At 42.1% G+C, this 11,504-nt stretch carries 8 protein-coding genes, 1 pseudogene and 1 riboswitch; all 9 genes and pseudogenes read right to left on the bottom strand.

Annotated elements, in window-relative coordinates:
* Positions 1–597: pseudogene (locus tag WBA23_RS18770) on the bottom strand (gliding motility protein GldM); the annotation flags it as partial.
* Between the two features lie 37 nt (positions 598–634).
* Positions 635–1,438 carry a gliding motility protein GldL gene (gene gldL, locus WBA23_RS18765; RefSeq protein WP_424583815.1) on the bottom strand — a complete coding sequence of 268 codons (804 nt, stop codon included), beginning with the start codon at positions 1,436–1,438 and terminating at the stop codon, positions 635–637.
* A 46-nt stretch (positions 1,439–1,484) separates the two neighbouring features.
* Positions 1,485–2,534 (bottom strand): SUMF1/EgtB/PvdO family nonheme iron enzyme, encoded by a 1,050-nt coding sequence (locus WBA23_RS18760; RefSeq protein WP_424583814.1) that lies wholly within the window; start codon positions 2,532–2,534, stop codon positions 1,485–1,487.
* A gap of 167 nt (positions 2,535–2,701) precedes the next feature.
* Entirely contained in the window at positions 2,702–3,658 is a 957-nt protein-coding gene (locus WBA23_RS18755) for a PorP/SprF family type IX secretion system membrane protein (protein ID WP_424583813.1), read from the bottom strand.
* A 118-nt stretch (positions 3,659–3,776) separates the two neighbouring features.
* Complete coding sequence (locus WBA23_RS18750) at positions 3,777–4,577, bottom strand: uroporphyrinogen-III synthase (protein ID WP_424583812.1); 801 nt, start codon at positions 4,575–4,577, stop codon at positions 3,777–3,779.
* A gap of 166 nt (positions 4,578–4,743) precedes the next feature.
* Positions 4,744–5,832: a DUF4271 domain-containing protein gene (locus WBA23_RS18745; RefSeq protein WP_424583811.1), complete on the bottom strand. Its 1,089-nt coding sequence runs from the start codon at positions 5,830–5,832 to the stop codon at positions 4,744–4,746.
* Between the two features lie 129 nt (positions 5,833–5,961).
* Positions 5,962–7,719 carry a POTRA domain-containing protein gene (locus WBA23_RS18740; protein WP_424583810.1) on the bottom strand — a complete coding sequence of 586 codons (1,758 nt, stop codon included), beginning with the start codon at positions 7,717–7,719 and terminating at the stop codon, positions 5,962–5,964.
* A 108-nt stretch (positions 7,720–7,827) separates the two neighbouring features.
* Positions 7,828–8,772 carry an ABC transporter substrate-binding protein gene (locus WBA23_RS18735; RefSeq protein WP_424583809.1) on the bottom strand — a complete coding sequence of 315 codons (945 nt, stop codon included), beginning with the start codon at positions 8,770–8,772 and terminating at the stop codon, positions 7,828–7,830.
* Positions 8,773–8,866: 94 nt separating this feature from the next.
* Complete coding sequence (locus WBA23_RS18730; protein ID WP_424583808.1) at positions 8,867–11,164, bottom strand: TonB-dependent receptor; 2,298 nt, start codon at positions 11,162–11,164, stop codon at positions 8,867–8,869.
* Between the two features lie 32 nt (positions 11,165–11,196).
* Positions 11,197–11,293: riboswitch (TPP riboswitch) on the bottom strand.
* Positions 11,294–11,504 lie beyond the last annotated feature (211 nt).

Raw genomic sequence — 11,504 nt, 5'->3', positions numbered from 1 at the left:
ATCATTCAACGTAGCTAGTCCGGCTACCATTGGAGTATTTTGGAAGTTAAGCTCCGCAAAACTCTTCTTGTTCTGATCAGGATTATCCTTAAAAACCGGATTTTCCCGTCCGTCTAATGCCAATGGTTCAAATGCAGTATTTGATTCTTTAGCGACAAACTGAGCGTATTCGTTTAGCACTTTCTTTAACTCATCGCCTTGCTTCTGACGAATCATTAAATTTGCAATTTCGTCTTCGTTTTTACCACCTACGTAGGTACCATTCTCTTCGGTACCGCCGGTGTTCTCCACGAATGTTGATCGATACTCATTCAGCTGGTTAACTACATCGTTAGTTTTAGCTCGTACTTGCTGGGCTTTTTTTAGCACAGCAACATCCTCTTCACGATTTCCAGCTTCTTCCACTGCGCCACGAATACGGTCTACCGTGCCACTGTTTTTCACTTTGTAACTTTCAGCTGACTGGTCAAGACTCTGATCGATAAATACAAACCGATCGAGAATCGTATTACTTACCTGTAGGGCGAGAAGAGCGGTCAGTACTAAGTACATCATACCAATCATCTTCTGCCGGGGGGTTTCTTTTCCTCCTGCCATGTTGTCCTGTTTTAGCGTTTAAAATTGATTTTTTTAATTACGCCTTCATTGCGTTCAACATGTTGCCGTACACCTTGTTTAACGAAGCAATATTGCCGGTTAACGATGAGAAATTGGTACGGAACTGCTCGGCGTCCTTACTAGCTTCAGCTACATTTTCCATAGCACCACTCAAGTTTGAGTAGAACTTGTTCATTGACTTCAAGTGGCTGTTAGCATCTTGAAGCTCCATTTCGTAAACTGCGTTTAGCGAAGCTAAATTCTTGGTTACTGTTTGCACCTGAGCGTGATACTCCTTAGCATCTTTACTAGCTGAAGTCATTTCCGACATAGCTGTAATCGTAGTTTCGTACGACTTATTCATGTTGGTGAGCGACTGAGACGCTGTTTTCACATTTTTCGCGTACTCATTAGTAGCTACCGCCGCATCAGTAATAGTTCCGATTTTATTTACCGACTCAGATAAGTTCCGCATTCCTCGGCCTAAACTATCAATTAGTTCGCCACCTACTTTAGACTTCTCCAGCATAGTATCTAACTTATTGGAAACAGAGTCACCTTTTCCGTTAGAAATCTGCTTACGAGTAGTTGCTTGAGCATCACCGGCTAATTCCGGATAAACCAATGACCAGTCGTACTCAGCGTGCTTAGGTTCAAATGCACTGAATAAGAAGATAATTGCTTCAGTAGTAAGACCTACCCCTAACATAAGACCTGCACCGGGCAAGTGTAGAATCTTAAACATTGCTCCAACAATTACGACAGCTGCTCCAATTCCGTAGATTTTGGGCATAATGCTACCGTACAATAATTCTGAAAATCCACCTTTTTTCTTTGCCATGATTTTAAAAGTTTTAGAAATAGAATGTTAATATTTGATTATATGATTAATTGAATTCGTTACCTGCTGAACGGCCAATGTACGTCATTGCGCAACGGAAGCCGATGTAAGCTGTAGTAGAATCTTTGTATTCAAAAGTACGAGCACCGGTTTGTAGAAAGAACGATACGTCTTTCCAAGACCCGCCTCGAACTACCTTCCGAAATTCGTTAGGATCATTGTACGTTGGATTCAAATCCCAAACAATAGCCGTTGACGCTGGATTCCAAGCATCTTCGCACCATTCGCTTACGTTACCGGAAATATCGTATAACCCGAAGTCGTTCGCGAAATAAGCGGCTACCGGAGCGGTGTAGGCAAAACCATCGTCAAAATAGTTTCCTCTCCCTGGTTTGAAGTTAGCCAACATACAACCTTTTGAGTTCCGAATATATGGCCCTCCCCAGGGGTACTTAGCCATATCGCGACCACCACGGGCAGCGTACTCCCACTCAGCTTCAGAAGGAAGTCGAAAGTTAGGCATGATAAACATACCATTGCTCTCGCGATACTCATTTAAATAAGCAGTTCGCCACTGACAAAAAACTTTGGCAGCTTCCCAGTCAATCCCTACCACTGGGTAGTTATCAAACGCGGGATGAGAGTAATAGTACTGTACTAGCGGATCACCCATATGATGGGTATAATTACGTTGCCATACCGTAGTATCAGGGTATAGCTCTTCATCCACGAAGTTCGCACCTCTTCCCAATAGGAATTCGTACTCTCCTTCTCCTTCCTGAAGTTCTTGGATAAACTGACGATACTCATTATTGGTAATTTCGGTATCGTCCATAAAAAAGCCCCCAATAGTAATTTGCTTATTAAAGCTTACTTGGGTAGCAATAGGGTCTTCGTCGGCTTGCCCCATATGGAATGTTCCGGCAGGAATTTTTACCATGCCATACGGGGTTGGCATGCCATCGTATTCGCGACCCTGCACACCGACAAGCTGCCCGAAGTCATCCCCGCCACCTCCGAAGAGGCCACAGCCCTGTAACGCAATTAGCGCACAGATAGATAAGACAGCACTGCTGCATCGAGTAATTTTACACATAACACAAATTGTTTATAACATACACGTTAACACGAACACAAATATTGTAAATGTTCGTAATAAGAACGAACTAAAAACCTAAGAATTCCTGCTTTGTAATATTTTCCTGTTTTTAGCAAAAAAATTTAAATATACCAATAATCAGTTGTATATTTTAAATAAATGCTCTATTGTCTAAAGCGAGGAGTTCTAATAATTTTCTTTTCACCACCTGAAGAGACCGGCAAACTATAGCTTACCATAATTTCGTGCGATGAGGTAGCTTTAGCCTCTGGGGCGACTACTGTATAGTCAAATGCATACCCTAGTTTTAATGATTTATCTCGAAAGAAGCTATATCCAATCATACCTATAATAGATTCTTGCTGGCGATAAGATAATCCGCCCCACATGGTATCGTCGTACGTAGCCATTACTCCAATATCAAATGAATAAGTATTTAGATCAGACTGTACTAAAAATGATGGCGTTAATCGCAATTTATACGTTGGTTCATAGTCGAACCCAGCCATAACTGTCATGTGATTCTGTAATGGATTATTCAGCGTATCTATTCCTCCAAGATTAAATTGCGTATCTACTAAATGTTTAAAACCAATTCCCGCGTAGAATTGACGAGCTCGATAAAAAACACCCGCCGAAAAATCAGGGCGCATCTGAGAATCACGACCAGCTCGGCGAAGTTTATCGTTAGAATCTACCCAGCGGTACTGATCAAAATCAATAGTTTGAGAAAAAGCACCAACCCGAACACCTAAGCTAAGCTTTCCAGAACCTACACCTAAATGATAAGCAAACGAAGCCTGCGCTTCTTGATTAGTGAGTGGTCCAATTCGATCGTTGACAACATGCAGTCCAAATCCACTCCTTAGCTTCAAAATTGGAGTATTAAGACTAATTACTTGCGTATTAATACCCCCACCAACATCTCCGGTAGTAGGTTGATACCCTGCCCATTGAGTTCGGTGAAATGCCGTAATAGTAGTGACCCCTTCTACACCAGCATAGGCAGGATTATAAAATAAGGTATTAAACATGTACTGGCTGAACTGGGCACTTTGCTGTCCGTAGGATATACCATAACCAATGCTCAGGAAAACAAGTACAATAAGCGATTTTTTCATACCTAAAAGACTCTAAATTAGGCCTAAAAGTAAAATTCTACGCTTATTTTTTTCGAGTAGAAATGTACTTTTCCATACAACGTATGCTTATTCGCAGAATTGTACTAACCATCCAGTATTATTTTTTCACCTCTTGCTGAAGCTTTTTGTTTGCCTCTTTTATATAAAACTCGAGTGCCCCGGTCATAGATGGAGCATTAGGCATAGGAGCTTGAATATCTAGAACCAATCCGGCATCGCGAACTGCGCTGGCTGTCGTTGGTCCAAATGCAGCAATACGCGTTTTATTCTGCTTAAAGTCCGGGAAATTTACTAAAAGAGAGTTAATACCTGACGGACTAAAGAACGCAATAATATCGTAATAGACATCTTCTAAATCCGATAAGTCGGCCGCCACCGTTTCGTACATAACGGCTTCAGTATACTTATATTCACCATCTTTCAAGAAGTCAGGGATATCGTTTTTTCGGATACTAGAACACGGAAATAAGTATTTCTCATCCTTGTGCTTCTTTAGTATCTCAATTAAATCTTGTGCGGTGCGAAAACCGGTGAAAATCTTGCGCTTGCGAATTACGATATACTTCTGTAGGTAGTTAGCCGTTTGCTCCGATATGCAGAAATACTTCATATCAGAGGGCATTTCTATTTTCAGCTCCGCGCAAATATTGAAGAAATGATCTACCGCATTACGACTGGTAAAAATAATGGCCGTATGATTAAGTATCTCAATTTTTTGTTTGCGAAAATCCTTTACGTTGACGGGTTTCACTTCAATAAAAGGGCGAAAATCCACTTTAGTATCGTATTTCTCAGCTAAGTCAAAGTAGGGTGATTTACCATTTTGTGGCTCAGGCTGGGATACGAGAATGCTATTTACTGGAAAAAGTCTTTCACTGTTAATCTTACTATCACTCATGCGTATACCTCTAGTTTTTATTACAAATTATCAATAGTTGATCGAATCAGTAACGTAGTGCTGCACTACGTAAAATACGGAAAAACTCCATGTACTGGGTGAACGTGCCATTAGTAATGAAACGCAACCAAGCTCAAATTAATTCTACTATTTATGGAATAAATACTTAACCTATAAGTAACTCAAGCCCAGCTAGTAGTGGGATAATTTCTGCAACGCAAATGTATGAAAATAAATATATATTTCTAAACGAAGCATTCTGAGATAAGCGAAAATACAAGATAACTATTCGGAATAGTGCAAATAGTAAAAACCCATAAATTAAGCTTTGTAAATAGATTTCTGTATGAAATTGAAGGTTAGGATAAAAGCAAATTACCGCAAAAAATACTGCTGTCCAGAACACTAATGACATTCGCATAAAGTCAAACATATGCAGGTATTTCATAACCCGCAACCGGAACAAAGAACCCAACAACATGAGCAGTAGATATTTTACTAAAATAATAACGAGTACAATAAGTGCAAGCTCTACCCAGAGTAGTAAGTGTTCAGAAAAGCTAGACGGAGGAAATGAAATATAAGAGATAATATAGGGAAGCTCAGTAGTAGGTGGAACGACAATAATTAGCAAAAAAGAAATCAATAGACAATACTGTATAAGAAAAGCAATATGAGCCTCTGTAACCAGCCTAACCCGAGTGTCATCTTCTCGTACTTTGGAGGAGAAGATGCGAGAAACATTGTATATTACCTTGAAGTTCTTTCCATACTGATGCTTAAGTACGGCATAAAAGACTAGTAAGATGAGTATTCCCACTATAAAGAAATTCATTTTAACGGCTACTGCTCTAGCCAATACTGGATTTTCTTCGGCTAAATTCTGACCAAAGCTCACTACTTCTACATGCACACGGTCGAAGTCCTTCTGCGCTTGGAAGATCGTCAGAAAAACCATTTCAGCATGCTGGTTTTGTAGACTATCAATATTGAGAACAATACAATCCGATTGATCAAAGTTTCTAACCAATTGCTGATCAATAAATAACGAGCTATTACGCGGTACACAGCAGCGAATATGGTTTCCTTGAAAACGCGCTAAATTTAACGGCAAGCCCACTACCACTCCTTTTTTCTGCCCGCTAACATAAGGGACATAGCGATTAGATTCATCTACGGTGAGCCAATCCTGTCGCAGATCTTTTACTACAAAGTATTCAGATACCTCCTCTAATGACTGTCCCCACAGAGGCATACTTAGTAGAAATAAAACACTCAATAATAAACTTCTCTTATTGGCCATTTCGCTTTGTATGGTTACACGAATCGTACCGTAGCTAACACTTATCTTTCTCTAACGCGTAAGTTTTTAACAGAACGCGGTTTAGAAGCGGCTAATATAGCCAAAATGTACCTTAGAAGCAGAGAAGCTCAACGTTTGGTTTTGCGATTTTCCTAAAGCGTAGGCTAAACTGAACAGTCCCGCTCGTGTAGTTATACTGATACCCGCCCCCATTCCCAAAGGGGTATCAATAGTATTATGCTGCTGACCTTGCTGTTGCATCCAGGCTTGGTCGTAAAATGCGAATAAATACGAGGGAATCGTGCTTTCTGGCTCTAATAGCCAACGTAACTCAAGATTACTAAGGACGTACTGCGATGCAAAAAAGACTTTATCAGCAAAGCCTCGTAAGTTTCGGAGGCCACCCAAACGGTAAAGCTCATTGGCAAATAGCTGGTTGTCGGCCAAGCCGCCACCTTGCAACCGGCTATATATTCCTAACGCGGGTCCAACCATGTAATGTTGGGCAAAAGAAAGTTCGCCCGCCCACTGCAAGCTAGCTTCTGAGTGCTGAGTTAACTGACCAGCTTGAAGGGGTTCGCTCATCCAAAAGGAAGTAGTTTTCTGCCCTAGCCGACCTTCCAAGGCTAATAGATACCCTCGCCGGGGAAATAGTAGCTCATCAACCTGACTCCAGTTGTAACCTATTCCCCCTCCCTTAACTGCAGTGTTGGCTAGTGATGGAATATTATAGTCAGTTGTTGTTGTATTTTCTCCAATGAGTCGGCTGCTACGCCAATCGCCAAATACTTCAACCCGATGGTTTCCACTAATTAAGTAAGAGAGTGCTAGTTTCGCTTGCTGATTAAGAAACAGGGTGTCTTCTTTCAGCAAATTAAAATTAATATTTACTCCTAGAGGCGATCGTAGTGCGTTAGGATGGCTGTATTCTAGAGATAGTTGTTGAGATGCCACTTGCAATCGTTGCCAATTTAGCGAAAACATTTTACCGGAACGGCTCAAATTGCGAAGCAAAACGTTTAGTTCACCCGTTAAAAGTACTCCTCCCCCCTGCCCTTCGGCGGGAAGCACCGACAGTATACCGTCTACTTGACTACTAGCTTGGTAGGCCAATGGTAAGTACAAATCAGCTGCCTCATTTTGAAATTTTGTCTCAATTGGCCCAGTAAGCATTAAATAAGGCAGTCGCTGTAGGCGAGAAGAAATTTGAGCAACCTTCTTCCCACTATAAATTGTTCCCGTCTGAATACCTAAATAGGCTTCCAGAAATTCAGGATTTATTTTCTCGGTTCCCTCAATATTTAGCTCGCCAAAACGAATCAGCGGACCCGACTGATAAGCTAATGTGGCCGAAACCTCTTGATTTTTGATTTCAGCGTCTACCAGTTGTATTGAAGCAAACGGATATCCGTTGTTTTCGGTGTATTCCAAACAGTTATTCACTAGTTTCTGAAAATCGGTGTAGAGGAAAGGCTGCCGCAAAAATAACTCTTCCCGATAACCGGAATAAGCTTGCAGAAGAGGATCTAGATTACCGGGCTGGAGATACGCCCACCGAAAAGAATTTCCGGCGTGAATAGTAACTCGATACTCTAAACTATCTTTCGGTGGCAGTAGCTCAATATACGCTTGGAAATAGCCGGCCTGCTGAAGTTCAGTAATTATATTGTTGGCTGCTTGACGTGTCTCCGCTCGACTAAGAAAATCTGAGGAGGGAAGGTACGGCCTTAAAAACGCCAGTTCAGTGTCACTACCAACTACCTGTAGCTGCCACTGAGCGTTGGCTAAACTAATTCCTAGAGTGAGGTAATACGTTATACTGAGTATAAATACTCGCATGCATTTGGTTAATCGCCGGACTTAAAAGTCGAATAAAGCGAGTATAAATACAACCAGTTAACCTTCCCATGAAAGGTTTAGCGTAAGATTACACTTTTTTACATTCCCCTACTTGAAGAAATCATTGGTATAGAACATGGAAGTATCAATCTGCCCAATATTCATCGGCACGCCGTTTACATTCTTTAATACCTGGCTCTCGATCATCCATTCCACAAAATCTAGCCAGCGAGTACCATCCATAAATCCCCAGCGACCTTTGTCAGATAGAATATACGGTGCCAGCATTTGTAATGATTCTTTCAGCATAGGTAAGTCTTGCCAGTTAGTATGGCTAAACTCCTTATGTAATAACTCGGCAGATTCTTCTGGATTTTCTGCAACATAACGCCAGCCTTTTTCTGCTGCTCGTAAAAACGCTCGAATCGCCGATTCTTCCTCAGAAATAAAATCAGTGTGAGTAATAAGGAGCGGGGAATAACCGTAGGGGATACCATAATCCTTTAACGTAAAGGCGCGGAATAGCAAGTTCTGTTCTACTTTTGCCTTAGGCCCTTCCCAGGGTAGAAATACCCAGGTGGCATCAGAAGAACCATCGGCTACCGTACGCCACATTTCCAGATAGGCAGGATTAGAAATTTGAATGTTGCCTTGCCCACCGTCATTCTTAATAAGTTGGCGCACAATATCATCTTCAAAGCGGGCATTGTAGGAAGCAAATATTTTTCCATCAAGCTGTGCCGGACGTTTAATCTCACTATCGGCTCGAACTACAATAGCACTAGCGTCTTTCTGTAAAGCCGCCGCCACCGCCGTTAGTGGAATTGATTCTTTCAATGTATTAAAGCTAATTACACTTTCAGAAGGAGCAATTGCTAAGTGTACTTCTTTATCTGCTAATTTTTTAGCAGGAGTCTTTGCGTAGTTGTCGTCTTCCGGGTTAACGAATGTCACATCTAGCGATTCGTCTTTATAAAATTCTTTCGCTTCGGCTACAAAATAGCCTGCGTGTAAACTGTTGGGTGACCAATCTAAGGCTAGGGATAATTTCATATTTTAGTGTGTTTTGTTTTGGTGATAGAGTGAGTTGTTTAATTGTTAGTTACTGATTGTTAATTGGTTATCAGTCATTAATTCCTTCATTATCTTAAAAACGAAGTCGAAGAATGGCGTAGACGTGACGGGGTGGCTGGACAAAATAACCAGGCACAGTTTGCCCCTCATATTCTACAGGTTGGCCAAAGCTATAGTACTCCGTGTCAAACAAGTTATTAGTATGAATACTTAACTCGTGCTTTCTAAATTTTGCGGTCACCTGCGCGTCCATCACAAAGAACGAAGGAAGCATTAAGTCAGCCTGATTGGTTGGCTCCAGAAAAGATTCACTAACATAACGGCCGCTCACCGAAGCTCCTAGCCAGCTAGTAAATTCATGGCCTACCGAAGCATTCACCAGCCATTCGGGACTAACAATCGGTTCAACGTCGAGAAAGATCTGATCACTGCCATCGGGCGCAAACTCATCAATATTACTTTGCATGTAGGTCAGGTTACCCGCAATGGTCCACCGATCGGTCGGAGTATATTTTCCATCCAGCTCAATACCGCGCCGGTAGCTGTTTGGCACATTCTTTCTTAGCTGCACGAAGCCTTCGGGAATGTTTTCGCCAATGGGCGCAATTTCATTTTCAAACTGCATATAAAATAGGTTGACTTGCCCGGCCAGTTTGCCTCGATGAACTCGTACTCCAACTTCAAAATCATTCACATATTCTGCTTGTACTGAATTCTCATCTTGCACACTCGCCAGGTTGAATGCATTAATCTGAGTAGAACCCAAAATATCAAACCGAGTAGGTTCCCGACCACTGTGGCCGAACGAAGCGTAAGCATCAATCAACGGGGTGAAGCGGTAGGTTACTCCCACTTTCGGGTTGATAAATGTCCAGGTACGGTTAGGGATGCTGGCGTTTTGACCGAGAAATGACTCATCGGGAGTCAAATTCAAGCTAACGGTACGAAGTTGCAGATCAGCAAAAAGCATCAACTTGTTCCACTCGTAATCTACTTTTCCAAACAGGCTAAATTCATTTTTCTGAGATTGATCTTGGTAGTATGGTTCGGCAGTAGCCGGCACAATCACCGCTTCAATATTCTCTCGTTGGAAAGTGTAAACATGCAGTCCACCGTTTACATTGAACCGGCCACTGTACGATGTATGATTCAAATAGGTCATGAACCCATAGTGGTCGTTGAATAACGGATAGTTAATTTGAGTAAAATTTTCGTTTTCATCGGAAAAACCCGCTGGAAAGTCGCCCCCAGCTGCCCCGTAGTAAGTAGAAGAAACCCAAGAGGTACGCGAATTTAAGATACGAGTATACTGCAACTGAACCAGATGCTGACCAAAATCGTCCGTATCGTTCTCCGATACATAGTTTGTTTTTGGATCGCGCTGAATATCAGGTAGGGCCACGGGGAGGTAGGCTAATTCGTTTTTGCTTCGTCCGGTAAAAGCCGTTAGCTTAATTAGGTCTTTCTTACCAAAGTATCCACCCGAGAAGAAAAAAGAGTAGGAACGGGAACCGGTATGATTACGATAACCATCGGACGTAGTGCGGGAAAAGCGGGTATAGAAAGCTAAATTATTAGCTAATTTTCCGGTTTTCACCTCACCACTCGCGCGTAAAGTGTTGAAAGAACCACCCGTCAGTTGAATCTCAGCACTTGCTACGCTATCATCCAAATTCACTGACTCAAAGTTGATAGAACCTGCGTAGGAAGCCGTTCCATTGGTGGTGGTTCCCACTCCCCGCTGTACTTGTACTGAAGAGATGCTGTTCCCAAAGTCAGTAAAATTAGAGAAGAACACTCCTTGATCGATCATGTCGTTAAGCGGCACTCCGTTTAGGGTCATATTAATCCGGGTTTGGTCAATACCCCGTAGCCGCATTTGTCCGTAGTTAGTCAATCGCGTTCCCGATTCGGAGTAGGTCAATATTGACGGGGTAGTTTCTTCCAGTACAAATAAGGCATCTTGCCCCACGTATTGTTGTTCAATGGTTTCGCGCTCCACCGTGGTTTGGGTCACCGGGGCCTGCCGATCCGCCCGAATGGCTTGTATGACCACTTCTTCTAGTGAAGCGGAAGGTGATAACGTAATAAGTCTTTCAATTGAATTGCTACTTCCGCTGATTTTAATTTGCTGCGTTCGATAGCCCACAAAGCTAATTTGTAAGGTAGCGGTATCTTGGCTTAGTTTTAAAGAATAGTTTCCGTTTAAATCAGCGACGGTACCTGATTGAGTAGATACTGCTTGAATGTTAGCCCCCACTAAAGGTTCGCCGGAGGAAGCATCAGTTACTGTGCCATATACCGAGGTTTGTGCCCAAACAGATACTGGAAACAAGTAGCCTACTAGCAAAAAAATAGCTAGGATTTTCATAGTACGTTTTAATAAAATGACTTGTGAAAGCGGTTTTCGCTTTCTACTTTCCCTGCGCTGGCATTACCCAGATCAGGTAGTAAGGGTATAATCTCAGCCCGTTATATTAAGGCACCCCCTTATCTGTAACCAGCAGCCGATGGCTGCTCGCTAATTGAATAACAAAAGTATTAGGTAAAAGTTACGGAAGCAACTGATCTATCGTATTTATAGCCTGAGTTAACCTCTGCTGATAGTTTCCTTGAATAGTTACTGCGGGTTCATCGGCTAATGCCTGTTGGTAAAGCAAGAATAATTCATCACGGTTAGTCGGGTTTTCCCGTTGCGGATCGGGTTCCCA

The sequence above is a fragment of the Tunicatimonas sp. genome (assembly GCF_049647865.1).
GTDB lineage: Bacteria > Bacteroidota > Bacteroidia > Cytophagales > Cyclobacteriaceae > Tunicatimonas.
Note: the sequence above shows the minus strand (reverse complement) of the source record. Positions and strands in the feature narration are given on the sequence as shown.

What these genes read in the sequence shown, in the direction of transcription:
- WBA23_RS18760 (WP_424583814.1), bottom strand. Translation starts at nt 2,534, where the DNA reads ATGTGTAAAATTACTCGATGCAGCAGTGCTGTCTTATCTATCTGTGCG.
- gldL (WP_424583815.1), bottom strand. Translation starts at nt 1,438, where the DNA reads ATGGCAAAGAAAAAAGGTGGATTTTCAGAATTATTGTACGGTAGCATT.
- WBA23_RS18750 (WP_424583812.1), bottom strand. Translation starts at nt 4,577, where the DNA reads ATGAGTGATAGTAAGATTAACAGTGAAAGACTTTTTCCAGTAAATAGC.
- WBA23_RS18730 (WP_424583808.1), bottom strand. Translation starts at nt 11,164, where the DNA reads ATGAAAATCCTAGCTATTTTTTTGCTAGTAGGCTACTTGTTTCCAGTA.
- WBA23_RS18740 (WP_424583810.1), bottom strand. Translation starts at nt 7,719, where the DNA reads ATGCGAGTATTTATACTCAGTATAACGTATTACCTCACTCTAGGAATT.
- WBA23_RS18755 (WP_424583813.1), bottom strand. Translation starts at nt 3,658, where the DNA reads ATGAAAAAATCGCTTATTGTACTTGTTTTCCTGAGCATTGGTTATGGT.
- WBA23_RS18745 (WP_424583811.1), bottom strand. Translation starts at nt 5,832, where the DNA reads ATGCCTCTGTGGGGACAGTCATTAGAGGAGGTATCTGAATACTTTGTA.
- WBA23_RS18735 (WP_424583809.1), bottom strand. Translation starts at nt 8,772, where the DNA reads ATGAAATTATCCCTAGCCTTAGATTGGTCACCCAACAGTTTACACGCA.